This is a genomic window from Streptomyces sp. NBC_01166 (assembly GCF_045039765.1).
GTDB lineage: Bacteria > Actinomycetota > Actinomycetes > Streptomycetales > Streptomycetaceae > Streptomyces.
In genome coordinates, this window is record NZ_CP108613.1 from 5,165,765 (window position 1) to 5,189,706 (window position 23,942).

Annotated in this window: 24 protein-coding genes and 1 pseudogene; 13 read left to right on the forward strand and 12 right to left on the reverse strand. The window is 70.3% G+C overall.

Features of this window, described 5'->3' with window-relative positions:
* The first annotated feature begins 6 nt into the window (after positions 1-6).
* Complete coding sequence (locus OG379_RS23910) at positions 7-1,194, forward strand: glutathionylspermidine synthase family protein (protein WP_405665079.1); 1,188 nt, start codon at positions 7-9, stop codon at positions 1,192-1,194.
* Positions 1,195-1,251: 57 nt separating this feature from the next.
* On the opposite strand, the gene rocD is transcribed toward OG379_RS23910, so the two are convergent.
* Positions 1,252-2,457: an ornithine--oxo-acid transaminase gene (gene rocD, locus OG379_RS23915; protein ID WP_393762287.1), complete on the reverse strand. Its 1,206-nt coding sequence runs from the start codon at positions 2,455-2,457 to the stop codon at positions 1,252-1,254.
* Between the two features lie 291 nt (positions 2,458-2,748).
* On the opposite strand from rocD, the gene trpS reads away from it, so the two are divergent.
* Entirely contained in the window at positions 2,749-3,762 is a 1,014-nt protein-coding gene (trpS, locus tag OG379_RS23920) for a tryptophan--tRNA ligase (protein WP_405665080.1), read from the forward strand.
* Positions 3,763-3,851: 89 nt separating this feature from the next.
* Entirely contained in the window at positions 3,852-4,442 is a 591-nt protein-coding gene (locus OG379_RS23925) for a 2'-5' RNA ligase family protein (RefSeq protein ID WP_393762283.1), read from the forward strand.
* A gap of 21 nt (positions 4,443-4,463) precedes the next feature.
* Here the strand turns inward: OG379_RS23925 and OG379_RS23930 are convergent, their stop codons facing one another.
* Positions 4,464-5,222 carry a decaprenylphospho-beta-D-erythro-pentofuranosid-2-ulose 2-reductase gene (locus OG379_RS23930; protein ID WP_405665081.1) on the reverse strand — a complete coding sequence of 253 codons (759 nt, stop codon included), beginning with the start codon at positions 5,220-5,222 and terminating at the stop codon, positions 4,464-4,466.
* A gap of 159 nt (positions 5,223-5,381) precedes the next feature.
* Between OG379_RS23930 and OG379_RS23935 the strand changes: the two genes are divergently transcribed.
* On the forward strand, positions 5,382-6,314 hold the full coding sequence (locus tag OG379_RS23935; RefSeq protein WP_405665082.1) for a YihY/virulence factor BrkB family protein: 933 nt from the start codon (positions 5,382-5,384) through the stop codon (positions 6,312-6,314).
* Here the strand turns inward: OG379_RS23935 and OG379_RS23940 are convergent.
* Positions 6,262-7,509 (reverse strand): D-alanyl-D-alanine carboxypeptidase family protein, encoded by a 1,248-nt coding sequence (locus OG379_RS23940; protein WP_405665083.1) that lies wholly within the window; start codon positions 7,507-7,509, stop codon positions 6,262-6,264. The genes OG379_RS23935 and OG379_RS23940 overlap by 53 nt on opposite strands.
* A 121-nt stretch (positions 7,510-7,630) precedes the next feature.
* Between OG379_RS23940 and OG379_RS23945 the strand changes: the two genes are divergently transcribed.
* The 3 genes from OG379_RS23945 (at position 7,631) to OG379_RS23955 (ending at position 10,948) form a co-directional block, all read left to right on the forward strand.
* Positions 7,631-7,876, forward strand: coding sequence for an SCO4848 family membrane protein (locus OG379_RS23945; RefSeq protein WP_104788442.1), 246 nt, complete (start codon positions 7,631-7,633; stop codon positions 7,874-7,876).
* 54 nt (positions 7,877-7,930) lie between these two features.
* Positions 7,931-9,262, forward strand: a complete 1,332-nt coding sequence (locus OG379_RS23950; protein ID WP_405665084.1) for a metallophosphoesterase — start codon at positions 7,931-7,933, stop codon at positions 9,260-9,262.
* Between the two features lie 132 nt (positions 9,263-9,394).
* The gene (locus tag OG379_RS23955) at positions 9,395-10,948 is read left to right on the forward strand and encodes an ABC transporter substrate-binding protein (RefSeq protein WP_405665085.1); all 1,554 of its coding nucleotides are present in this window, start codon (positions 9,395-9,397) and stop codon (positions 10,946-10,948) included.
* On the opposite strand, the gene OG379_RS23960 is transcribed toward OG379_RS23955, so the two are convergent.
* The 9 genes from OG379_RS23960 to OG379_RS24000 form a co-directional block, all read right to left on the reverse strand.
* Positions 10,935-11,708, reverse strand: a complete 774-nt coding sequence (locus OG379_RS23960) for a TetR family transcriptional regulator (protein ID WP_405665086.1) — start codon at positions 11,706-11,708, stop codon at positions 10,935-10,937. The genes OG379_RS23955 and OG379_RS23960 overlap by 14 nt on opposite strands.
* A gap of 10 nt (positions 11,709-11,718) precedes the next feature.
* Positions 11,719-12,171, reverse strand: a complete 453-nt coding sequence (locus OG379_RS23965; RefSeq protein ID WP_405665087.1) for a thiol-disulfide oxidoreductase DCC family protein — start codon at positions 12,169-12,171, stop codon at positions 11,719-11,721.
* A 7-nt stretch (positions 12,172-12,178) separates the two neighbouring features.
* Positions 12,179-12,613, reverse strand: coding sequence for a hypothetical protein (locus OG379_RS23970; protein ID WP_393762267.1), 435 nt, complete (start codon positions 12,611-12,613; stop codon positions 12,179-12,181).
* 294 nt (positions 12,614-12,907) lie between these two features.
* On the reverse strand, positions 12,908-13,498 hold the full coding sequence (locus tag OG379_RS23975; protein WP_393762265.1) for a hypothetical protein: 591 nt from the start codon (positions 13,496-13,498) through the stop codon (positions 12,908-12,910).
* A 175-nt stretch (positions 13,499-13,673) separates the two neighbouring features.
* Positions 13,674-14,441 carry a succinate dehydrogenase iron-sulfur subunit gene (locus OG379_RS23980; protein ID WP_405665088.1) on the reverse strand — a complete coding sequence of 256 codons (768 nt, stop codon included), beginning with the start codon at positions 14,439-14,441 and terminating at the stop codon, positions 13,674-13,676.
* Positions 14,441-16,195 (reverse strand): succinate dehydrogenase flavoprotein subunit, encoded by a 1,755-nt coding sequence (sdhA, locus tag OG379_RS23985; RefSeq protein WP_393762261.1) that lies wholly within the window; start codon positions 16,193-16,195, stop codon positions 14,441-14,443. Before sdhA ends, OG379_RS23980 begins: the two co-directional genes overlap by 1 nt.
* Before the next feature lie 30 nt (positions 16,196-16,225).
* Positions 16,226-16,705: a succinate dehydrogenase hydrophobic membrane anchor subunit gene (locus tag OG379_RS23990; protein ID WP_393762259.1), complete on the reverse strand. Its 480-nt coding sequence runs from the start codon at positions 16,703-16,705 to the stop codon at positions 16,226-16,228.
* Positions 16,706-16,710: 5 nt separating this feature from the next.
* Positions 16,711-17,091, reverse strand: a complete 381-nt coding sequence (sdhC, locus tag OG379_RS23995; protein WP_104788456.1) for a succinate dehydrogenase, cytochrome b556 subunit — start codon at positions 17,089-17,091, stop codon at positions 16,711-16,713.
* A 166-nt stretch (positions 17,092-17,257) separates the two neighbouring features.
* Positions 17,258-17,818, reverse strand: coding sequence for a 2-oxo-4-hydroxy-4-carboxy-5-ureidoimidazoline decarboxylase (locus OG379_RS24000; protein ID WP_405668621.1), 561 nt, complete (start codon positions 17,816-17,818; stop codon positions 17,258-17,260).
* A 372-nt stretch (positions 17,819-18,190) separates the two neighbouring features.
* Between OG379_RS24000 and OG379_RS24005 the strand changes: the two genes are divergently transcribed.
* From OG379_RS24005 to OG379_RS24030, 6 genes and pseudogenes are all read left to right on the forward strand, one after another.
* Complete coding sequence (locus OG379_RS24005; protein WP_405665089.1) at positions 18,191-19,780, forward strand: beta-N-acetylhexosaminidase; 1,590 nt, start codon at positions 18,191-18,193, stop codon at positions 19,778-19,780.
* A gap of 314 nt (positions 19,781-20,094) precedes the next feature.
* A pseudogene (locus tag OG379_RS24010) lies at positions 20,095-20,439 on the forward strand (DUF4328 domain-containing protein); the annotation flags it as partial.
* A 205-nt stretch (positions 20,440-20,644) separates the two neighbouring features.
* Positions 20,645-21,151 carry a hypothetical protein gene (locus OG379_RS24015; protein ID WP_405665091.1) on the forward strand — a complete coding sequence of 169 codons (507 nt, stop codon included), beginning with the start codon at positions 20,645-20,647 and terminating at the stop codon, positions 21,149-21,151.
* Between the two features lie 124 nt (positions 21,152-21,275).
* Positions 21,276-21,869, forward strand: a complete 594-nt coding sequence (locus OG379_RS24020) for a hypothetical protein (RefSeq protein ID WP_405665093.1) — start codon at positions 21,276-21,278, stop codon at positions 21,867-21,869.
* A 266-nt stretch (positions 21,870-22,135) separates the two neighbouring features.
* Positions 22,136-22,819, forward strand: coding sequence for an RNA polymerase sigma factor (locus tag OG379_RS24025; protein ID WP_393762249.1), 684 nt, complete (start codon positions 22,136-22,138; stop codon positions 22,817-22,819).
* Positions 22,819-23,883, forward strand: a complete 1,065-nt coding sequence (locus tag OG379_RS24030) for a hypothetical protein (protein ID WP_405665094.1) — start codon at positions 22,819-22,821, stop codon at positions 23,881-23,883. The genes OG379_RS24025 and OG379_RS24030 overlap by 1 nt, the downstream gene beginning before the upstream one ends.
* Positions 23,884-23,942 lie beyond the last annotated feature (59 nt).

The following is a 23,942-nucleotide window of genomic DNA, read 5'->3' on the forward strand; positions in this document are numbered from 1 at the left end:
CCCCTCATGGAACGCCGCACTACGGAACCGCGCCCCGGCTGGCAGGAGACCGTCGAGGAGCAGGGGCTGATCTACCCCCTGACCCGCTACCCGGACGGCTCCCTGCGCCCCTACTGGGACGAGAGTGCCTACTACGTCTTCTCCCTGCCCGAGGTCGAGGCGCTGGAGGAGGTCGTGGAGGAGCTCCACACGATGTGTCTGGCCGCCGCGGCGCACATCGTCGAGCACGACCGCTTCGCCGATCTCGGCATCACGGACGCCCGGCTGGCGGGCCTGATCGCCGAGTCCTGGCGGCGCCGCGCCGAACTGCCCTCGCTGTACGGCAGGTTCGACCTGCGGTACGACGGGACCGGCCCGGCCAAGATGCTGGAGTACAACGCCGACACCCCCACCTCGCTGGTGGAGGCCGCCAGCCCCCAGTGGTTCTGGATGGAGGACCGGTTCCCCGGCGCCGACCAGTGGAACTCCCTGCACGAGCGTCTCGTCGCCGCCTGGAAGCGGCAGGCCCCGCTGCTGCCGCCCGGCCCCCTCCACTTCGCCCACTCCGACGGCGACGAGCTGGGCGAGGACCTGATGACGGTGGCGTATCTGCGGGAGACGGCCGAGCAGGCCGGGATCGAGACCCGGGCGCTCTCCGTCGAGCGGATCGGCTGGGACCGGCTGTCCCGCCGCTTCGTCGACGAGCGGCTCCGCTTCATCCGCAGCTGCTTCAAGCTGTACCCGTGGGAATGGCTGGCGACGGACCGCTTCGGACCGCATGTGCTGGAGACCCTGGACAACGGCGGAGGAACCGGCAGCACCTGCTGGATCGAACCCGCCTGGAAGATGCTCCTCTCCAACAAGGCGCTGCTGCCCATCCTCTGGGAGCTGTACCCGGGCCACCCCAACCTCCTCCCCGCCTACCTCGACGGACCCCGCGAGCTGGCCGGGCCGGACGGGGTGGGATACGTCGCCAAGCCGCTGCTCGGCCGTGAGGGCGCCGGCGTCACCGTCCACGAACCGGGCAGCGCCCCGGTCCTGCGCGACGAGCCCTGCTGCTACCAGGAGCTGGCCCCCCTCCCCGACTTCGCGGGCAACCGGGTGGTGCTCGGCGCCTGGGTGGTCGAGGACGAGGCCGCCGGGCTCGGCATCCGGGAATCGGCGGGGCTGGTCACGGACGAGTACGCGCGCTTCCTGCCCCACGTCATCCTCTGACCGGGCGCCCGCGGCCGGGCCGGGCGCTCAGCCGGCCAGTACGGCCGGGCCGGGCGCTCAGCCGGCCAGTACGCCGCGGAGCTGCTCCAGGCCCCAGTCCAGGTCCTCCTTGCTGATCACCAGGGGCGGGGCGATCCGGATCGTGGAGCCGTGGGTGTCCTTGACCAGCACCCCGCGGTCCATCAGCTTCTCCGAGATCTCCCGGCCCGTCCCGAGGGCCGGGGAGACGTCGACCCCCGCCCACAGCCCACGGCCCCGCACGGCCTCCACCGCGCCGCCGCCGGCCAGAAGCCCCAGCTCGTGGTGGAGATGGTCGCCCAGCTCCGCCGCCCGCTGCTGGAACTCACCGGTGCGAAGCATCGCGACCACCTCCAGGGCCACCGCGCAGGCCAGCGGATTCCCGCCGAAGGTGGATCCGTGCTCGCCCGGCCTGTACACACCGAGGACCGCGGAGGACGACACGACGGCCGAGACGGGCACGACGCCACCGCCCAGCGCCTTGCCCAGCACGTACATGTCGGGGACGACGCCCTCGTGCTCGCACGCGAAGGTCCGGCCCGTGCGGCCCAGGCCCGACTGGATCTCGTCCGCGATGAACAGCACGTTCCGCTCCCGGGTCATCTCCCGCACCCCGGCCAGATAGCCCGGCGGCGGAACCAGCACCCCGGCCTCGCCCTGGATCGGCTCCATCAGCACCGCGACGGTGTTCTCCGTCATCGCTCCGGAGAGCGCGGTGAGATCCCCGTACGGCACGATCTCGAACCCCGGGGTGTACGGCCCGAAGTCGGCCCGCGCCTCCTGGTCCGTGGAGAAGCTGACGATCGTGGTCGTCCTGCCGTGGAAGTTGCCGGCGGCGACGATGATCTTCGCCATGCCGTCCGGGACGCCCTTGACGCGGTAGCCCCACTTGCGGGCCGTCTTCACGGCCGTCTCCACGGCCTCGGCCCCCGTGTTCATGGGGAGGACCATCTCCATGCCGCAGAGCTCGGCGAGCTGCGTACAGAACTCCGCGAACCGGTCGTGGTAGAAGGCGCGGGAGGTCAGTGTCACGCGTTCGAGCTGAGCCTTGGCCGCGTCGATCAGGCGCCTGTTGCCGTGCCCGAAGTTGAGCGCCGAGTAGCCGGCGAGCATGTCGAGGTAACGGCGCCCCTCGACATCGGTCATCCAGGCGCCGTCCGCCGAGGCGACGACGACGGGCAACGGGTGGTAGTTGTGCGCACTGTGCGCCTCGGCGGAGGCGATGGCGGTTTCCGTGGTCGACACGGGATCTCCGTTCGTCGTGCGGCGGGGGCAGGGGTGGTGCCCACTTTGTATCGTCGGTCGGATTCAGGACCTGGAAACCTTCCGCGTGCGGCGCGCCTCGCGGTGCCCGCGCGGACCCTGCCGGGCGGACCGTGTTTCTCGTCTCATTCATCGCGGTGCCCCGGCGCGCGCACGGGTGATCACCGAGGCCCCGCCGCCGCGGTGGCCCGCCGGCCGAGCCCCTTCCCGCGTCCTCACATCTTTCCTACACCGGTTGCCGGAGATCGGTTCCACACCTGAGACAATGGCTTCATGGCCTCTGATCGACCCCGCGTGCTTTCCGGAATCCAGCCCACCGCAGGCTCGTTCCACCTCGGCAACTATCTCGGTGCGGTCCGCCAGTGGGTGGCGCTGCAGGAGTCCCACGACGCCTTCTACATGGTGGTCGACCTGCACGCGATCACCGTGCCGCAGGACCCGAAGGAGCTCCGGGCCAACACCCGGCTCGCCGCCGCACAGTTGCTGGCGGCCGGGCTCGATCCGGAGCGGTGCACGCTCTTCGTCCAGAGCCATGTCCCGGAACACGCCCAGCTCGGCTGGATCATGAACTGCCTCACCGGCTTCGGCGAGGCGTCCCGCATGACGCAGTTCAAGGACAAGTCCGCGAAGCAGGGCGCCGACCGGGCGACCGTGGGCCTCTTCACCTACCCGGTCCTCCAGGTCGCCGACATCCTGCTCTACCAGGCGAACCAGGTCCCGGTCGGCGAGGACCAGCGCCAGCACATCGAGCTCACCAGGGACCTCGCCGAGCGCTTCAACGGCCGCTTCGGCGAGACGTTCACGATCCCCGCGCCGTACATCCTCAAGGAGACGGCGAAGATCTTCGATCTCCAGGACCCGTCGATCAAGATGAGCAAGTCGGCGTCCACGCCGAAGGGCCTGATCAACCTCCTCGACGACCCGAAGGTCACCGCCAAGAAGGTCAAGAGCGCGGTGACGGACACGGACACGGTGGTCCGCTACGACGCGGAGAAGAAGCCCGGGGTCAGCAACCTCCTGAGCATCTACTCCACCCTCACCGGCACCGCCGTCACGGACCTTGAACAGAAGTACGAGGGCAAGGGGTACGGCGCGCTCAAGACCGACCTCGCCGAGGTCATGGTGGAGTTCGTCACCCCGTTCCGGACCCGGACCCAGGAGTACCTGGACGACCCGGAGACCCTGGACGCCCTGCTGGCCAAGGGCGCCGAGAAGGCCAGGACCGTCGCCGCCGAGACGCTGGCGCAGACCTACGACCGGATGGGCCTTCTGCCTGCGAAGCACTGAGTCCAAGGGCCCTGGCGGGACCACGGCCGAAGGGCCACACTGGCGTCGGCACGACAGAAGAACGACCTTCGAAGATTGAGGAGAACGATGTGGGGACCGTAACGCTTGGCGTTTCGATCGCGGTCCCGGAGCCTTACGGCAGCCTGCTCCAGGAGCGGCGCGCGAGCTTCGGGGACCCTGCCGCGTACGGCATCCCCACCCACGTCACCCTTCTTCCGCCGACCGAGGCCGAGGCGGCCGACCTGCCGGCGATCGAGACCCACCTCTCCCAGATCGCCACGGCCGGCCGCCCCTTCCCGATGCGCCTGTCGGGCACGGGCACTTTCCGCCCGCTCTCGCCGGTCGTCTTCGTCCAGGTCGTCGAGGGCGCCTCGGCCTGCTCCTGGCTCCAGAAGCGGGTCCGGGAGGCGTCCGGGCCCCTGGTGCGCGAGCTCCAGTTCCCGTACCACCCGCACGTGACCGTGGCGCACGGCATCGCGGAGGAGGCCATGGACCGGGCGTACGAGGAGCTCTCCTCGTACGAGGCGGCCTGGACCTGTGGCTCCTTCGCGCTCTACGAGCAGGGCGCGGACGGCGTCTGGCGCAAGATCAACGAGTTCCCGTTCGGAGGCGGCGGCGCCGCGCCCGCCGTACCGGCCCAGGGCGGCAGCTCCATGGACCAGCCGTCCCTGCACCCCTGAGCCCAGCCTGACCGCGGTGCCCTACCGCACCGGCAGCCGCCGGAACAGCGGACGCGGCACGTGCCGCAGGGCCGACATCACCACGCGCAGCGCCCCGGGGACCCACACCGTCTCCGAGCGCCGCCGCAGCCCCGTCACGATCGCGTCCGCCACCGCGCCCGGGGTCGTGGAGAGCGGCGCCTCCTCGCGCCCGGCGGTCATCCGCGACCGCACGAAGCCGGGGCGTACGACCATCACGTGCACCCCCGTCCCGTGGAGCGCGTCGCCGAGCCCCTGTGCGAAGGCGTCCAGGCCCGCCTTGCTGGAGCCGTAGATGAAGTCGGCGCGCCGGGCACGCTCGCCCGCCACCGAGGAGAGCACCACCAGCGACCCATGGCCCTGCGCCTGGAGTGCGCCGGCGCACACCAGACCCGCGGAGACCGCTCCCGTGTAGTTGGTCTGCGCCACCCGGACCGCGGCCAGGGGCTCCTCCTCGTCGCGCGCCTGATCGCCCAGGACCCCGAAGGCCAGCAGCACCATCTCGATGTCCCCGTCGGTGAAGAGCTTCCCGAGCACCTCCTCGTGGGAGGCGGAGTCGAGCGCGTCGAAGGCGACGGTACGGACGTCGGCGCCCAGCTCACGCAGCTCGGCCGCGGCGCGTTCCAGAGCGGGGGAGGGCCGCCCGGCCAGCTGGACGGTCCGGGTGCGGCGGGCGATCAGCCGCCGCGCGGTGGCCAGCCCGATCTCCGAGGTGCCGCCCAGGACGAGCAGGGAACGCGGGGCACCGAAGGCGTCCTTCACGGGATAACTCCTAGCGGGGTGTCGACGGACGTGGTCGTGACCGTATCGCCCAAGAAAACCCGTTTGAGGGATTTGTTACAGCACTCACCGAAATGGGTGATTGATGATCCCGGCGGCCCCGGACGTCGGTTTTCGTGCCCGGGAGGGTACGCGTAGTGCATGGACTGGCTGAAGAATCTCCCCGTCATCGGGCCGTTCGCCGCACGGCTGATGGAGACGCACGCGTGGCGCTCCTACGAGACGCTGGACCGGGTCCACTGGACCAGGCTCGCCGCCGCGATCACCTTCCTCAGCTTCCTGGCGCTCTTCCCGCTGATCGCCGTCGGTGCCGCCGTCGGCGCCGCGCTGCTCTCGCCCCAGCAGCTCGACAAGATCGAGGACAAGCTCGCCGAGCAGGTGCCCGGCATCTCGGACCAGCTCGGCATCGACAACCTCGTGGCCCACGCGGGCACGGTCGGGGTCGTCGCCGGTGTGCTGCTGCTCTTCACCGGCGTCGGCTGGATCGGCTCGATGCGGGACTGCCTGCGCGCCGTGTGGGAGAAGGACGACGTGGACGAGGGGAACCCGGTCGTCCGCAAGCTCAAGGACGCCGGTCTGCTGCTCGGTCTCGGCGGAGCGGCGCTCGTGACCCTCGCGGTCTCCACCGTCGCGTCCACGGCCATCGGCTGGACGGCCGACCGCCTGGGCATCCCCGAGGACGGCGTGGGCGGGGTGCTGCTCCAGGCGGCCGCCGTGGTCGTGGCCGTCCTCGCCGACTTCCTGATCCTGCTCTACCTGCTGACCCTGCTGCCCGGGGTGGAGCCGCCGCGCCGGCGGCTGATCGTGGCGGGGCTGGTCGGCGCGGTCGGCTTCGAACTCCTCAAGCTGCTGCTCGGCAGCTACATGAGGGATGTCGCCTCGAAGAGCATGTACGGCGCCTTCGGCCTGCCGATCGCCCTCCTCCTGTGGATCAACTTCAGCGCGAAGCTGCTGCTGGTCTGTGCCGCCTGGACGGCGACGCCGAGCAAGGACGGCACAGTGGAGGCGGAGGGCACGGAGGTCAGCGACGGGGGAGGCGACGCACCAGGTCGGGCAGCGGCCAGCGCCGGTTGACCAGGAACACCGCGGCCGCCAGGGCCACCAGCGCTGCGCCGGCGACCGACAGCGCGGTCCAGACCCCGTTGGAGCCGGTGGTGGCGGCGTGGGCCGTGGCGGCCGGCTGCTTCTCCTTCGCGGCGCCCTTGCCCGTACCCGCGGGTTCCGAGCCCTTCGAGACCACGGCGGACTTCGGTGGTACCAGCTCGCCGACCGGGGTCACCTTGCCGCTGGCGGAGAAGCCCCAGTCGAGCAGGCCGGCGGCCTCCTTGTAGACGGCGTGGCTCTCCTCCGACGAAGGGTTCATCACCGTCACCAGCAGCACCTTCCCGTCGCGCTCGGCGATCCCCGTGAAGGTGTTGCCCGCGTGGGTGGTGTAGCCGTTCTTGACGCCCGCGATGCCCTTGTACGGCTCCACCCCGATGTCACCGGTGATCAGCCGGTTGGTGTTCTGGATCTCGAAGCTCTCCCGCTTCTTGCCCTTCTTCTGCTCGCCGGGGAACTCCGCCGTCGCCGTCGCGGCGTACTCGCGGAAGTCCGCCTTCTGCATGCCGCTCCGGGCGAACAGCGTCAGGTCGTACGCGCTGGAGACCTGGTGCGGGGCGTCGTAACCGTCGGGGGAGACGACGTGGGTGTCCAGCGCCTGGAGCTCCTCGGCGTGCCGCTGCATCGCGGCGACCGTCGCGGGCACGCCTCCGTACATCTCGGAGAGCACGTGGACCGCGTCGTTGCCGGAGCGCAGGAAGACGCCGAGCCACAGGTCGTGGACCGTGTAGGAGTGGTCCTCCTTGACGCCCACCAGGCTGCTTCCCTCACCGACGCCGGCGAGTTCGTCCTCGGTCACCAGATGGGTGAGGGACTTCGGCTGCAGGGCGGGCAGGACCGTGTCGGCGAAGAGCATCTTCAGGGTGGAGGCGGGCGGCAGCCGCCAGTGCGAATTGTGCGACGCGAGCACCTGCCCGTTCTCCGCGTCCGCGACGATCCACGACCGTGCGGTGAGGTCCTTCGGCAGGACCGGGGCGCCTGGGCCCAGATTGACCTGGGTGCCCACCTCGCCCAGCCGCTTGCCGCCCAGGGTCGACATCGGACCGGTCGGCTTCGGCTGTTTGTCGTCGGTCTTGTCCTTGTCGGCTGCCCCGGCGGGACTGACGACGCATACGGACAGCAACGCGGCAGAGAGGACCGTCATTACGATCTTTTTCAGAGCAGGCACGGTCGGAAACGTACATGGCGTTGCTGAGGATGGGGACTCGGATGGCCTGACCCGCCGTGCATACCGCCGGGACAGCCCACCCCGGGCGATCGGACGGGAGCGGGGCGGCGATACTGATTCCATGAAGCTCAGCCGCCCCGTCTCCTGGTTCCTGCTCGTCTTCGGAGCGTGGAGCTGGGTCATCTGGGTCACCTTTGTCAAAAATCTCTGGAAGGACGGCAGCGGGCTCGCGTTCGACGACGCGGGCGATCCGACCGCGTACTTCTGGGTCCATCTCCTGCTCGCCATCACCTCGTTTCTTCTGGGGACGGCTGTGGGGGTCATCGGGTTCCGCGGCGTCAGGGCTTTGCGTCGCGAAGGCGGATGACGGCCCGGGCGTGGGCCGCCGTCCGTACAGGATCGTTTCAGCGGGGGAGCGTACGTGGTTGTGGTCTTCGTACTGGTGGCGGTCGCGGTTCTCGCGCTGCTCGCGGCGGTACACCGGTATGTGTGGCGCCGGCTGATCGGTGACACGACGGCGAAGGGCAGCCTCGCGCGCCGCGCGGGCACCGTCGCCGCCTTCGTGCTGCCGCTGCTGAGCGTCGGGGCCCTGGTCTCCAGCCGCGCCGGGGTCCCCTTCCCGGTGCAGCAGGTGCTCGCCTGGCCGGGTTACCTCTGGCTGGCCGCCCTGCTCTATCTGACGCTGGCTCTGCTGGTGGGCGAGGCCGTCCGGCCCCTGCTGCGCCGGCTGCTCGCCCGCCGGGCCGCGACGGCCGGCGACAAGCCCGTGGACCGGGCCGCCGCTCCGGCCTCCGAGAGCCCTCACCAGGCCTCCGTCACCGCCACGGCCTCCACCACCGCCACAGCCTCCGGGCCCGGCTCGGGCGGCGGCAGCACCCGTACGGACCTCGCGCCGCCCGCCGAGGCCCCCGCACCGTCCGTCGCCGACCCCTCGCGCCGGCTTTTCGTCGCCCGTGCGGTCGGGGGAGCGGCCGCCGTCGCCGGTCTCGGCACCGTCGGCCACGGCACCTACGGCGTGCTGCGCGGGCCCCGCACCAAGCGGATCACCGTCCCCCTCGCCGGGCTCCCGCGGAGCGCCCACGGCTTCCGCATCGCCGTGGTCAGCGACATCCACCTCGGCCCCATCCTGGGCCGCGCCCACACCCGGCGGATCGTCGACGCGATCAACGCCACCGGCTCCGACCTGGTCGCCGTCGTCGGAGACCTCGTCGACGGATCCGTCGCCGATCTCGGCCCCGCGGCCGAGCCGCTCGCGGGGCTCGAAGCCCGCCACGGCAGCTACTTCGTCACCGGCAACCACGAGTACTTCTCCGGCGCCGCCGAATGGGTCGATCACGTACGCGAGCTGGGTCTGCACCCGCTGGAGAACGCCCGCGTCGAGATCGCCGGCTTCGACCTCGCCGGAGTCAACGACGTGGCGGGCGAGAGCGAGGGCCAGGGCCCCGACTTCGCCCGCGCGCTCGGCGACCGTGACCGCAGCCGCGCCTCCGTCCTCCTCGCGCACCAGCCCGTCGTCATCGACGAGGCCGTCGAGTACGGCGTCGGACTCCAGCTCTCCGGCCACACGCACGGGGGTCAGCTCTGGCCGGGGAACCTCCTGGCGGAGCTCGCCAACCCCACCGTCGCGGGGTACGAACGCTACGGCGACACGCAGTTGTACGTCTCGCGAGGTGCGGGCGCCTGGGGCCCGCCCGTGCGCGTCGGCGCACCCTCCGACATCACCGTGGTGGAGCTCGCTTCCCTGCAGGCCTGAGCCCGAAACCTGTGAGTACCCACCCTGACCTTCCATATGTGAATATCGTGTGATTGGGTAAGGCGATCATGCGGCGATGATGTGCCTCTCTGTGCACGCTGGCCGGGGTGGGTTGGCAAGGGAGCACGGCACATGCGGTTCATCCGTCTACGGATTCTCGCGATTCTGGCGGTTTTGGTCATCGCAGGCGTCGGCGCCTGGCAACTGCTTCCCTCGGACGAGGTGGACGAGTCCCCGATCACGGTCGGAACGTCCGACGAGGTCACCTCGCTCGACCCGGCCGGTGCGTACGACGCCGGCTCCTGGGCGATCTACAGCAACCTCTACCAGTCCCTGATGACCTTCAGGTCCGGGGCGGTCGTGCCGGAACCGGACGCCGCCGAGAGCTGCGGCTTCGTCGGCCAGAAGCTCCAGACCTACCAGTGCGAGCTGCGGGACGACCTGACCTTCTCCAACGGCCGCAAGATCACAGCCGAGGACGTCAAGTACTCCTTCGAGCGCATGCTCAGGATCAAGGCGGACGCCGGGCCCTCGGTGCTGTTCCCCAGCCTCGACACCATCGTGACCGAGGGCCGCACGATCACCTTCAACCTCTCGGCCAGGGACGCGACGTTCCCGCAGAAGCTGGCCACAGGCGCCGGGTCGATCGTCGACCCCACCCAGTACCCGAAGGACAAGCTCCGCGCGGGCGGCCAGGTCGACGGTTCGGGCCCGTACACCCTGAAGTCGTTCGAGTCCGGCGTCCAGGCCGAGCTGGTGCCCAACCCGGCGTACAAGGGCGCGCTGAAGAAGACGGGTGTCGCGGTCGACATCCGCTACTTCGAGGGGTCCGAGGCGCTCCAGGCGGCCTGGACGGCCGGGGACGTCGATGTCACGCACCGCCAGCTCCCCTCCGAGCAGCTCGCCGAGCTCGACCCGGCCGCCGATGACCAGCGTGTCACCGAGGCGGACAGCGCAGAGATCCGCAACCTCGTCTTCAACGTCCGGGACGGCGCGCCGCTCGCGGACAAGAAGGTCCGCCAGGCCATCGCCTGGCTCATCGACCGCGGGCCGCTGGTCACCAAGGCCTACCGGAGCACCGTCGAACCGCTGTACTCGCTGATCCCTCAGGGCTACATCGGGCACAGCACCCCCTTCTTCGACTCCTACCCGGAGTCGGACCCGGAGCGGGCCAGGGAGCTGATGGAGGAGGCCGGTGTGGATCTTCCGCTGCACATCACCTTCGCCCACCGCGACGACGACGCCAACAAGGCCGAGTCCGCCGAACTGGTCCGCCAGCTGGAGAAGGACGGGCTCTTCGAGGTCAAGGAGAAAGCCGTCGAGTGGCAGGCCTTCCAGAAGGGATACGCGGCCGGTGAGTACGACGCGTACACCCTGGGATGGCTTCCCGACTACCCGGACCCCGACACCTTCAGCCAGCCGCTGGTCGGCAGCGAGAACTCCCTCCACAACGGCTACAGCAGCGAGAAGATGGACGCGCTGATCGCGGCCACGCAGCAGTACAGCGACCGCGGCCGGACCTCGGACGACTTCAAGGAGATGCAGAAGCTGGTCGGCGAGGACGTGCCCCTGGTCCCGCTGTGGCAGAAGAAGGACTACGTCGTCAGCAAGCAGTCCGTGTCCGGCTCCCAGTACCTCTCCGACGGCACCGGGATCTGGCGGCTGTGGGAACTCAGCTGGATCTGACGTCCTGTGCGCCGCGCGAGGCCGCCCCGGGCATGAACTCCACCAGTACGTCGTGGACCTGCCGCACCAGCGGCCGCAGCACCCGGAAGCGGGAGAGTGCGATCGCCCGGGCGGCGATCGGCGCGGTGCGCTCGACGAGCCGGCGGCTGCGGCCGGTGCCCTCTGACCGGTCGTAGACCCAGAAGAGCACCAGGCCCATCTGCATCAGCCACATCAACTGCGGCAGTATTTCGCCCAGTTCCGGATCGTGCTTGGTGCTGGAGCCGGCCAGGCAGCGCTCGTGCACGGAGATCGCCGCCTCGCGGGCGGCCACGGACTCCTCCGAGAAGGGGGAGAGCGGGCTCTCCGGGTCGGCGGCGTTCTTGAAGAACTGGGCGGCGAAGCGGTGGTACGGCTCGGCCACGTCCAGCCAGCGGAGCAGTACGCCCCGGATGCGCGGGGCGAGATCCGTCTCTTCGGCCAGGACCGGCCGGACCGCCGCCTCGTGCTCGGCGGCGATCCGGTCGTAGAAGCCCTGGACCAGGTGTTCCTTGGAGGAGAAGTAGTAGTAGGCGTTCCCGACGGAGACGCCCGCCTCCTTGGCGATCGCCCGCATCGTCGTCCGGTCGTACCCCCGCTCCTCGAAGAGCCGGAGCGCGGTCTCCAGGATCAGGGTGCGGGTCTGCTCGCTCTTCGGGGCTTTGGCCGCCTTGCCCGCCAGGTCTGCTCCGGTCGGCTTCGCTTCGTTCGCGTCAGCCACGTTCTTCTCGTCCTTCACCACGGCCCCAAGGCTATCCGGGAGATCCGCCCGCCGGATCCGGCGGGCGGCAGCCACTCACGGCGGAGCCGCACCGCTCCGCCGTGGCGGACCGGTACTTCGCAGCGGCGAGCACCGTCGCACGGGCGAGCGGACGCCCCAGGGGAGTGGTCAGCCAGTGGGCCGCGGGCCGGTGCTCGGCCAGGGCCCAGAGGCAGACGATCCAGGCGTCGGTCCCCCGGTAGACCTGTCCCAGGTCCCCGACGACCGTGATCTCCTCCAGCGTTCCCGTGTGGTCGAGCCCGGGGAAGCGGCGCCGCGCCTCCCCGGAACCGGCCGGGACGAGATCGAGCGGGACGAGTTGGCGCTGCCTCAGCAGCCAGTCCCGCAGATGGGCGCAGAGCGGGCACCGGGCGTCGTAGAGCACCGTGAGCCGGGTGACCGGAGGGTGCGGGCCCGGGGCCGGTGTGGCCGGGGTGTGCGCCACGGCCCGTTCACCTCCCGGTGGCGGGTGCGGCCCAGGGACCCTGGGGCCCCGGGCCTGCCCAGCCCTGCGGCGGCACGGGCGGGGTCTGCTCGCGCTCCATCAGGCCGCGGCGGCGGATCTTGTTGAGTACGTAGACGTTGCCCAGGTGCATCACTCCCAGCACCAGCAGGACGACGCCGACCTTCACCGAGAGGGCCTCGAAGAGCTGCCGGGCGTCGGCGACCCCGTCGGCGTTCTTCAGATAGAGCGTGACGAAGCCCAGGTTGACCAGGTAGAAGCCGACCACCAGCAGGTGGTTCACGGCGTCCGCGAGCTTCTCGTTGCCCTGGAGCACGTCGGCGAGGAAGACCTTGCCGTTGCGGCTGAGAGTGCGGGCGACCCAGATGGTGAGCGCCACGCTGATGAGCAGGTAGATGACGTACGCGAGCACAGTGAGGTCCATGCCCCACCCTCCCTTGAACGCGTTCAAAATGCTGATGCCGTAACTGTAGGCCTGTCTTTGAACATGTTCAAGTAGCGCTCCGGCGGCTGCCGGAACGCTGGAGGGAGGGAAAGCAGGAAGGGACGCGACGGCGGCCGGACGCGGGGCGGCGGTGACACGCGCCCGCCCGGGCCCGGCCGGAGGCCTGTTGCGGCTCGACGGCGTCCGAGGCGGCCCCGGACCGCTCCCCCGGGGCGTACATGACGGCCTTTCAGCAGCCGGTCGCCCTGGGGGCCTGCGGGGCCGTGACGGGTCTCAGGCGCTCATCGAACGCGCGGTGTTCACCTGCGACATGACCCACTGGAAGGTCTCGGGGCCCGTCGCCGGGATCATCGTCTGGTGGTGCCGGCCGCCGCTGGTGACCGTGATCTGTACGAAGCCGGTCGTGCGCTTCTCCTTCATCAGGAGGAACAGCAGACCGATGAGGCAGAACAGCGCGAAGACGATCGCGAGCACGATGCCCACGGTCGGGATCTTCTCCTCCGTGCGCGACATGTCGGTCGCCGTCCACACCGCGCCCTTGAGCGGCAGGGTGCCCGACGGGGTCACGATGGCGTCGTTCATCACCGTGATGTCACCGAGCGAGAGCACCGGGACTCCGCCGCCGCCCTGCTGCACCGGCAGGTTGAAGCCGGGCTCCGTCGGCTGTCCGGGGCCCGGATAGCCGTAACCGGGGCCGGGCTGGGCCGCGGAGTCGGGCAGCGGCTGCGGATAGCCGTACGCCGGAGCGGCGCCCGGCGCCGGATAGCCGTAACCCTGACCGTCCGGCATCGTGGGCGGGTTGCCCGGCGGCTGGGGCGGGCCCCACTTGTATGAGTCGTCCGCGTACGGATTCGGATCGCTCACAACGTTCCCCGTTCTCCATCAAGCCATCTGCTCCCGTGCTGTCCTGCGTCGGGAGAGGGTGAGCCGGTCGACGGCTCCGCATGACCGTACCGTCCCGGCCCGCCCGACGCACCAAGAGGCCCCGCTTCCCGCACAGTCCGTGCGGGAAGCGGGGCCTTCCGGTGCAACGCGTGGGTCAGAAGCGGCGGGTGATCAGCGCGCGCTTCACTTCCTGGATCGCCTTGGTGACCTCGATGCCACGCGGGCAGGCGTCCGTGCAGTTGAACGTCGTGCGGCAACGCCACACACCGTCACGGTCGTTGAGGATCTCCAGGCGCTGCTCCCCGGCCTCGTCACGCGAGTCGAAGATGAAGCGGTGCGCGTTGACGATCGCCGCCGGGCCGAAGTACTGGCCGTCGTTCCAGAACACCGGGCACGAGGACGTGCACGCGGCGCACAGGATGCACTTGGTGGTGTCGTCGAAGCGCTCGCGGTCCTCGGGGGACTGCAGACGCTCGCGGGTCGGCTCGTTCCCCTTGGTGACGAGGAAGGGCATGACATCGCGGTAGGCCTGGAAGAACGGGTCCATGTCGACCACGAGGTCCTTGAGGACCGTGAGGCCCTTGATGGCCTCGACCGTGATCGGCTTGTCCGGGTTGATGTCCTTGATCAGCGTCTTGCAGGCGAGCCTGTTCTTGCCGTTGATCCGCATCGCGTCGGAGCCGCAGATGCCGTGTGCGCAGGAGCGCCGGAACGTCAGCGTGCCGTCCTGCTCCCACTTGATCTTGTGAAGGGCGTCGAGCACACGCTCCTTCGGGTCGATCGAGATCTGGAAGTCCTGCCACTGGACCTCGTCGGAGACCTCGGGGTTGAAGCGGCGGATCCGGAACGTGGCCGTGATGTACGGGGTGTCGGCGAAGCCCGCCTCGGCCTTGTCGGTCTTGTCCAGGGTCGGGGTAGCCATCAGTACTTACGCTCCATCGGCTGGTAGCGGGTCGTGACGACCGGCTTGTAGTCGAGCCGGATCGACTCGGTGCCGTCGTCCGCGACCTCGCGGTACGCCATGGTGTGGCGCATGAAGTTGACGTCGTCGCGGTTCGGGAAGTCCTCGCGGTAGTGACCGCCGCGGGACTCCTTGCGGGCCAGCGCGGAGGTCGCCATGACCTCGGCCAGGTCGAGCAGGTTGCCCAGCTCGATGGCCTCCAGCAGGTCGGTGTTGAACCGCTTGCCCTTGTCCTGGATGGACACGTTGAGGTAGCGCGCCCGCAGCTCGGCGATCTTGTCGACCGCCGTCTTGATGGTCTGCTCGGTGCGGAACACCATCACGTTGGCGTCCATGCACTCCTGCAGCTCCGTGCGGAGCGTGTGGACCCGCTCGGTACCCGTGGAGTTGCGCAGCCGCTCGACCTGCTCCTGGACCAGCTGGGCCGGGTTCTCGGGAAGCTCGACGAAGTCGTTCTTCGCGGAGTACTCGGCGGCGGCGATGCCCGAGCGGCGTCCGAAGACGTTGATGTCGAGCAGCGAGTTGGTGCCGAGGCGGTTGGCGCCGTGCACGGAGACACAGGCGACCTCGCCGGCGGCGTACAGGCCCGGGACGACGGTGGTGTTGTCGGCCAGCACCTCGCCCTCGACGTTGGTCGGGATGCCGCCCATGGCGTAGTGCGCGGTCGGCTGGATCGGGATCGGGTCCGTGTAGGGCTCGATACCGAGGTACGTACGCGCGAACTCGGTGATGTCCGGGAGCTTCGCGTCCAGCTGCTCCGGGGGGAGGTGCGTGAGGTCGAGGTAGACGTGGTCGCCCTCGGGACCGCAGCCGCGGCCCTCACGGATCTCCGTGTAGATGGAGCGGGACACGACGTCACGGGACGCGAGGTCCTTCATGACCGGCGCGTACTTCTCCATGAAGCGCTCGCCGTCCTTGTTGCGGAGGATGCCGCCCTCACCACGGGCGCCCTCCGTCAGCAGGATGCCCATGCGCCAGATGCCGGTCGGGTGGAACTGGAAGAACTCCATGTCCTCCAGCGGCAGACCCCGGCGGTAGCAGGCGGCCTGGCCGTCACCGGTCAGGGTGTGCGCGTTCGACGTCACCTTGAAAAACTTGCCGGTGCCGCCCGAGGCATAGATGACCGACTTCGCCTGGAAGACGTGGATCTCGCCGGTGGCCAGCTCGTAGGCGACGACGCCGGCGGACTTCTTGACGCCGTCCTCCTCGACGACCAGCTGGTCCAGGACGTAGAACTCGTTGAAGAATTCCACGCCCTCCTTGACGCAGTTCTGGTACAGCGTCTGGAGGATCATGTGGCCGGTGCGGTCGCCCGAGTAGCAGGCGCGACGGACCGGGGCCTCACCGTGGTTGCGGGAGTGACCGCCGAAGCGGCGCTGGTCGATCTTGCCCTCGGGCGTACGGCCGAACGGCAGGCCCATCTTCTCCAGGTCGAGGACGGCGTCGATGGCCTCCTTCGCGAGGATCTCGGCGGCGTCCTGGTCGACCAGGTAGTCGCCGCCCTTGATCGTGTCGAAGGTGTGCCACTCCCAGTTGTCCTCCTCCACGTTGGCCAGCGCGGCGGCCATGCCGCCCTGCGCGGCGCCCGTGTGGGAGCGGGTGGGGTAGAGCTTCGTCAGCACGGCGGTGCGGCTGCGCTTGGTCGACTCGATGGCCGCGCGCATGCCGGCGCCGCCGGCGCCGACGATGACGGTGTCGTACTTGTGGATCTGCATGGTTTCCCTCTGGTCCCTCTGTCCCGGCGCCTAGCGGATGTTCGGGTCGAAGGTGAAGATCACCAGCGTGCCCAGCAGGACGGTGAACACCGTGGCGGTGTACAGGAGCATCTTCAGCCAGAAGCGGGTGTTGTCCCGTTCGGCGTAGTCGTTGATGACCGTACGGAGGCCGTTGGCGCCGTGCAGCATGGCGAGCCACAGCATCGCCAGGTCCCAGACCTGCCAGAACGGCGAGGCCCACCGGCCCGCGACGAAGGCGAAGCCGATCTTGGACACGCCGCCGTCGAGCACCAGCTGGATCAGCAGGTGGCCGATGACGAGGACGACCAGCACGATGCCCGACAGGCGCATGAAGAGCCAGGCGTACATCTCGAAGTTCGTGCGCGAACCCTTGGGGGTCTTGCCCGTGCGCTGGCGCGGGGGCTCGATCACCGGGGCCGGGTTGTCGACGTCGTACAGGCTTACGCCCTCGACGTCCCCGATCGCGGAAGAAGGTGTCTCGGTGGACATCGGCCTCAGCTCCCGAAGACTTCACGTACGGCGTGACCGAGGACGGGGTACAGGGCCCCGACCATCAGCACGATCCAGATACCCAGGACGGTCCAGAGCATCTGCTTCTGATAGCGCGCGCCCTTGGACCAGAAGTCCACGGCGACGATGCGGAGACCGTTCAGCGCGTGGAACAGGATCGCGGCCACCAGGCCGTACTCGAGCAGCGCGACGAGCGGGGTCTTGTAGGTGGCCACGACGTCGTCGTACGCCTCGGGGGAGACACGCACGAGAGCGGTGTCCAGGACGTGTACGAACAGGAAGAAGAAAATGAGGACACCGGTGACTCGATGAGCCACCCAGGACCACATGCCTTCCCGGCCGCGGTACAGCGTTCCAGCCGGCACGGAAGAACCCTCCGGGAGCGGGGATTGGGGTCGGCCGGCTTGACTGTCGGTCTGACCCGGCCGGGTACGGTCCACCGGCCCTGGCCATCGTAGCGACGCTTTGTCGGTTCCATTGCGGCGGGGGCTCCGGTGTGATCAAAGCGGCAGTCAAACAGGCACGGACGGGCTACCGCGGGTCATATGCCACCGGGGGGAACGGGTCGGGCGTCAGGCCCGCCTCCGTCACCAGCTCGATGATGCGGCCCCGGGCGAGTCGCCGCATCTCCTCCGCGGTCAGGGAGCGCTCCTCGTCCGGTTCGTGCGCCAGCCGGGTGCGGATGGCGGCCAGCACCTGGTCGACGTGCTGGGAGGGGCGCAGGCCGTCGAGGCAGATCACGAAGGCGTGGCCGAACCGGCTCTCGTACGCCGCGTGCGCGGCGCGCAGCGCCAGATGGGCGGCCCGGGGTGCGTCGTGGTGCAGGCAGGGGGCGCTCTCCGCGGCGAGCGCCTCGGCCAGATCGGCGGGCCCGAGGTCGTATCCCGCCTCGTCCGAGGCGGCGAGCAGCGTCTCCAGGTCCGGATAGGGGCGGTGGGCGGCCAGCCGCTGCGCCCAGCGGCGGCTCCCGCAGCACTCCAGCAGGGCGGCCTCGGCCAGGCCCCGGGGCCAGGCGTTGAAGCGGCCGAGGCCACTCGAGTGGGCACTGGGGCGCCGACTCACGGACACTGGTTGCGGAACGGGGGCCTCCACCGTGACCTCGCGAAGGGCCGGGGCAGGGCCCCGGTTCTGGACGGGAACGGCCGTCGGCCCGGCCTGCTGCGGTGGTTTCGGCAGGCCGGCGTGGGACTCGCTGGACCTGGACAGCGGGACTCCTCGAATGAATGACATCTGTGACCCTGGAGAGGGGCCGGAGAGCGACGAGGTTGCGCGGAGGGTGGGAGTGAGGACTGGACTTATGTGCCGTCACGCTATCGAGGACGGGCGACGCGCAGCCGAATGATGCGCGAAATTCACCCGGACGGGAGAGTTTCGGAAGGCTTGATGGACGAATCAGCGGGGGAAATGCCCGACTTTCTCATCTTCTTTGAACTGTTTCTCCCCCGATCCGGAGGTTTCTGACCGATGTCGCCCTCACGCGCACCCCTGGTCGCCGGCGCCGCCGTCGCGGTGGCAGCCGCCGTCACCCTCACCGTCGTCGTCTGGCCCGAGGACTCCGGCCCCGGAGCGGGGAACGGCGCGTCGGCCTCGTCCCGCACGTCGGCGTCCCCGTCACCCAGCCGGAGCTACCCGCTCTCCACGACGCCGCGGACGATACCCGCGGTCAGGGAGCACACCGCCGCGCGCGGGCCGGGCTGGAAGCCGGCCAAGGACAGCACGGTCGTCGCTGCCGACCCCCAGCTCGCCGACGAGGCGAAACTGCTCGCCCAGGAGCTGAAGATCGGCTACCGGGGCGAGAAGTCCGCCCGCTCCGGTGACGTCGAGCTTGCGCTCGGGGGCAAGGGAGGCCAGGAGTCCTACACCCTGAGGACCGAGGGCAACCGGGTCACGATCAGCGGTCCGGGCCAGGCGGGCGTCTTCTACGGGACCCGCACCCTCAAGCAGTCGCTGAGCGCCGACGACACCGTGCCCGAGGGCGTGGTGCGTGACACGCCCGACCGCCCGCAGCGCGGGCTCAACCTCGACATCGCGCGCAAGCACTACGACGCGGACTGGATCGAGGACCGGCTGCGCGAGATGGCCGACCTCAAGCTCAACCAGCTCGGTCTCCACTTCTCCGACGACCAGGCCTTCCGCATCGAGTCCGACACGCACCCCGAGGTCGTCTCCGAGGAGCACCTCAGCAAGGCGGAGGTCCGTCGGATCGTGAAGCTCGCGCAGAGCCTCCACATCACGATCGTCGCCGAGATCGACTCGCCCGGACACCTGGGCGCGGTCCTGGAGGCCCACCCCGACCTGCAGCTGCGGAACACGCAGGGAGTCGTGCGGGAGGGCGCCATCGACATCTCGAAGCCCGAGTCGGCACAGATCGTCGACGACCTGATCAAGGAGTACGCGGAGCTCTTCCCCGGCGACTGGTTCCACGTCGGTGCGGACGAGTACCAGGCGCTCACCGTGAGCGATCCGGCCGCCTCCTACCCGCAGCTGGCCGCCGCCGCACGGGAGAAGTACGGCGACGACGCCACCGTCCAGGACCTGGCGGAGGGCTGGCTGAACGACCGCGCCGCGGTCGTCACCAAGGCGAAGAAGATCCCCAAGGCGTGGAACGACGGATTCTTCAGCGGCGGGACGGTCTCCGGCGACAAGGGCGTCGAGGTCGAGTACTGGACGGGCAAGGAGATCGGTGCCCGGCCGCCCCAGGCCTACCTCGCCGAGGGCCGCAAGGTGATCAACCTCAACGACGAGTACCTCTACTACGTGCTCGGCGAGCCCAACGACTTCACGTACCCGACGGGTGAGCGGATCTACGAGCAGTGGACGCCGTTCGTCCTGCGTGGAACCGAGCCGGTGGCCGAGCGCTATTCGAAGCAGATCCTGGGCGGCCGGTTCGCGGTCTGGGGCGACTTCCCGAACGCGCAGACGCAGGCGCAGGTGGCGGAGGGGATCCGGATGCCGCTCAACGCGGTCTCCCAGAAGCTGTGGGACCCGCGGGAGCCGAAGCTGACCTGGGCACAGTTCGAGAAGCTCGCCGACGAGGTCGACGCGTCGAACTGACCGGGGCTCCGTGGACGGCGACGCCGCGGGAAGGCCAGGTTCCGCATGCCGCGCGCCCTGGGAGGGGCGCGCGGCTCGTGCGTCTCACTCCGCACGTGGTGCACTTCATGAAGCGGAGCCCCCCAGGGCTCGCCAGGGCGGCCGTCGTCCTGCTCGGGACCGTCATCGCCACCGACCTCCTGACCGTGGCGGCCGGGCTGAACCTCCGCGGGGAGTACGCCGTCGTCACCGACGGTTTCGTGTCCGACGGCGACGGGTCGTACCGCGCGGCGCAGTGGTACGACGGGGTGCGCGTTCCGCAGAGTTACGCGATCATGGCGACCGCCGTGCTCTTCATCCTCTGGTTCCGCAGGGTCCGGCTCAACGCCGAGGTGTTCGACGCGGGTCTGCAGTCCATGAGGCCGGGCTGGGCGGTCGGCGCGTGGTTCATCCCGGTCGCCAACTTCTGGCTGCGGCGCAGGGTCGCGGGCGGCATCTGGGCCGCGAGCGCGCAGACGAGTCCGGACGGCGCCTGGCGCACCGTCTCCACGGCTCCGCTGAACCTCTGGTGGGGTGTCTGGGTCTTCTCGATGTTCTTCAGCCTGCACTCGGGCAGGCAGTACGAGCGGGCCCAACTGTCGCCTGAGATCGTGGCCGCGGTCGGCCTGGTCCTCGTGGGTGATGTGCTCGACATCGCCGCGGCCGTCCTCGCGATCCTCTTCGTACGGAAGCTGACCCGGATGCAGGGTGAGCGCGCGGCCCTCGGCGTGACCCCGCTGTCCGCCCCTCTCCGACCGGCCCGGCGCCCGCCTGAGTTGACCCGTTTTCGCGCTTCCCCGTGGTCCCGGACGGGAAGAATGGCCCGGACCGCGGGGGGAGCACGACGTGGGTTTCTGGGGCTTGTATCTCGTGGGCCGCAGCGGGGAGCCGCTCATCGGCCACCCCGCGCTGCGCGACGCGCGCGAACGGCTCACGCTGCGGGAGTACCGCGCGGACGGCTGGCAGGTCTGGTCCCACCCCACCGAGCCCTCACCGGGCAGCATGACCGCACTCGCCGACGCAGCACGGGCGCCGGTCCTCCTCGGCTTCGTCATGGACGGTGTCTGCGTGGCCGTCGAGGCGGCGGCGCCGCACAGCGGGTCCTGGTACGCCTGCCTGGGCAGGGCGCCGATGGCCGCGCACATCGACCGGGACGGCCTGACGCTGGAAGACCTTTTCCTGCCACCCGAGGACGCCGCGGCGCGGGCCGTCGCATGGGCGGCCGAATCCGGCCAGGGCGTCCTCGAAGGCCCCCTGCTCGAACTGCTGCGCATCGAGCGGTCCGAGTGGTCCGCGGAGGAACTTTTCTTCGCTTTCCTGGACCGTCTGGGCATCGAGAGTCGATCCGACTGAGTCCCGCTGTGATCTCCCGTGTCGGAAGAGTGACGCTTTTCAGCCATCTGACGCTGTACGCGGTAACGGGAAGCGGTGTGCTCCCCGGGACCGAGTGAGCGGTGAACCGATGGGGGAGGCGTCGATGAGTCTGCTGGAGCTGATCGCTGGTGCCGACGAACGAGGTCTGGCGGCGAGCGCGGTCGCCTGTCTGGACCGCTGTCTTCCGCCGCCGGAGGACGGGGACGATCCCGAGCCGCTGCGCCCGCTCTGGGCGGGCTGCGAGAGCGGCGCGGACTGGGCCGCCCGGCTCGACGCCGCGCACGCGGCCCTGGAGGGTGGAGCGGGCCGGGACGCCACGACGGCCCGCGTCCGGGCACTGCTGGCCACCGCACCCCGGGAATTCGCCGCCGGGCCGCTGCGCGCGTGGGCGGACGCCTGCTCGCTCCTCGCGCTGGACATCCACCGGCAGTCGGACTTCCCGGCCGGTGACGGCGCGCGGACGGCCGAGGCCTGCCGGGCCGACGGCGCCGTGGGCGGTGGCCCTCTCGTCACGGGAGAACTCCGCCGGCAGTCCGTGATCCTGGAGGGGCTCGCCGGGACCGCCGGAACACCGGGCGGTGCGACGGGCCTGCGCCGGGCCCTGGATCTGTCGACCGAGGGCCGGCGGGTGCTGCGCGCGGTGATGTCCCGCCGCGCTCGCGGCCGTGGCCGGCCCGGCGACATGACCCTGACGTGACGTCATGAGGGGAGGGGACGACGACCGGGGCCGCCACCCCCCACAGGAGAGGCCCCGGCCGTCTTCCACGGGGCCGCAGAGCGACCCCGTACTCATCTCAGCGTCACGGGTGCGTTTTCTGTCACACCGCACTGAGTCAGGAGACAGTTGCGGGTTGTACAAGTCATGGACGGGGCACCGTCCGACCACGTAGCGTGCTGAGTCGCGCAGCGTGGCGCAGTAGTGGTGACCAGCTACGATTCGGATCAGCAGGGCGGGTTGAGGGAGTGCTGGGGGACGACGCGGAGCTGACCGCCGCGGTGCTCGCGGCACAGGACGGGGACGAGGACGCCTTCCGGACTGTGTACCGCGCCGTGCACCCACGGCTGCTCGGCTACATACGGACGCTGGTCGGTGAACCGGACGCCGAGGACGTGGCGTCCGAGTCCTGGCTGCAGATAGCGCGTGACCTCGACCGCTTCAGCGGGGACGCCGACCGGTTCCGCGGCTGGGCGGCCCGGATAGCGCGCAACCGCTCACTCGACCACATACGGATGCGGGGCAGGCGCCCCGCGATCGGCGGCGACGAGAGCGAACTGGCCGGTGAGCCCGCGGAGTCCGACACGGCGGGCGAGGCGCTGGAGTCACTGGCCACCGGGCGCACCATGTCCCTCATCGCCCAGCTGCCCCAGGACCAGGCCGAGGCTGTCGTGCTCCGTGTGGTGGTCGGTCTCGACGCGAAGAGCGCGGCGCGGACGCTGGGCAAGCGCCCTGGCGCGGTGCGCACCGCCGCCCACCGAGGACTGAAACGGCTGGCGGAGCTGGTCGGCGCCGACAACGGCCCGGAGGAAGAGATTCCGGCGGCGGGTGCGGAGCTCGGCGCCGTACCCGCACAACGCCCTGGCCGTCAGGGTGTGGTGGCACCCGTCGGTGTGACGCATTCGCGTCCGTGGACGCAGAAGGACATGTGATGGCCGACGAGCAGCACGAGTGGCTTGACGCGGACGCGGCGGAGATGTTGCTCCGTGGCGAGTCCGTCGAGCCCGTCGACGATCACGCGAGAACCGAGGCCCGCCGGGTGGAGGCGGCGCTGCGCGCCCTGCGCGCCCCCGGCCCGGCCGGTGAGGAACTGCCCGGTGAGGCCGCGGTGCTGGCCGCCTTCCGTGAGGTGTCCCGGGGCGGGAAGCGGGCCGGAGCGGCGAGCCCCACCGGAGTCGCGAGACAGCCGGACGCCCTGCACACCGTACGGATCGGGGCAGCGCGCACGGCCCCGGTCCGCCGCCCGCGATGGACCCGCCCGCTGCGCTACGGCCTCGCCGTCTCGCTCGCCGGGTGCGCACTCGGCGGGGTGGCGGTCGCCGGGGGTACAGGCATGCTTCCCGCGCCGTTCGGCGGCAAGGACTCGCCGGTTCCGGCCGCGTCCGTCTCGGCGTCCGCGTCTCCCGAGGAGCTGGGCGCCGGAGTGCCCGACGCCGGTGAACCGCCTTCGCCGCTGCCCTCGGGAACACCCGGTGCGCCCAGCTCCCCGGCGCCCTCGGACGTGCCGGACGGCGGGGTGCCCGGTGGTGATCCCGGCACCGGGCAGGACGGCGGCGGTGCGACGGAGCGCGAGGAGACCGGCCGGGACGGCGGAACCGGCGGCGCCCAGGACGGCACGGACGCGCCCGAGGCGCCCGGAAGGTCCCCGGGCGAGGTGTTCAAGAAGTCGGTCAAGGCCTGCCGCGCCTACCGCGGGAACACCCTGAGCCAGGAGGAGAGGTCCCGGCTCCTCGAACTGGCCGACGGCGAACGCAACCTGGACCGCTTCTGCGACCGCCTCCTCGGCACGGACGACCGTGACGGCGGGAGCGGTGAGGGCGGCCAGGACGACGACCGGAACGACGGCAAGGACGACGGCAAGGACGGCGGGAGCTCCCTGCCCGCCATCACCTTCCGTACGCCGTCCGGCGATGACGCGCCTCAGGACGGCACGGGGCGGCCGACGGCAGGACCAACCGCGAGTTCACCGTCCGCCCTTCTGTCGGCAACGCGCTGACCTGCGAGAACAACTCGGCAGTAACGTTCTTCGGCGGTCCGGCGCAGTAGTAAGTGCCG

Bases quoted from the DNA above. Each gene is read 5' to 3' on its own strand.
- OG379_RS23910 (WP_405665079.1), top strand. From the start codon at position 7: ATGGAACGCCGCACTACGGAACCGCGCCCCGGCTGGCAGGAGACCGTC.
- trpS (WP_405665080.1), top strand. From the start codon at position 2,749: ATGGCCTCTGATCGACCCCGCGTGCTTTCCGGAATCCAGCCCACCGCA.
- OG379_RS23935 (WP_405665082.1), top strand. From the start codon at position 5,382: ATGGACTGGCTGAAGAATCTCCCCGTCATCGGGCCGTTCGCCGCACGG.
- OG379_RS23945 (WP_104788442.1), top strand. From the start codon at position 7,631: ATGAAGCTCAGCCGCCCCGTCTCCTGGTTCCTGCTCGTCTTCGGAGCG.
- OG379_RS23955 (WP_405665085.1), top strand. From the start codon at position 9,395: ATGCGGTTCATCCGTCTACGGATTCTCGCGATTCTGGCGGTTTTGGTC.
- OG379_RS23970 (WP_393762267.1), bottom strand. From the start codon at position 12,613: ATGGACCTCACTGTGCTCGCGTACGTCATCTACCTGCTCATCAGCGTG.
- OG379_RS23980 (WP_405665088.1), bottom strand. From the start codon at position 14,441: ATGGCTACCCCGACCCTGGACAAGACCGACAAGGCCGAGGCGGGCTTC.
- sdhA (WP_393762261.1), bottom strand. From the start codon at position 16,195: ATGCAGATCCACAAGTACGACACCGTCATCGTCGGCGCCGGCGGCGCC.
- OG379_RS23990 (WP_393762259.1), bottom strand. From the start codon at position 16,705: ATGTCCACCGAGACACCTTCTTCCGCGATCGGGGACGTCGAGGGCGTA.
- OG379_RS24005 (WP_405665089.1), top strand. From the start codon at position 18,191: ATGTCGCCCTCACGCGCACCCCTGGTCGCCGGCGCCGCCGTCGCGGTG.
- OG379_RS24020 (WP_405665093.1), top strand. From the start codon at position 21,276: ATGAGTCTGCTGGAGCTGATCGCTGGTGCCGACGAACGAGGTCTGGCG.
- OG379_RS24030 (WP_405665094.1), top strand. From the start codon at position 22,819: ATGGCCGACGAGCAGCACGAGTGGCTTGACGCGGACGCGGCGGAGATG.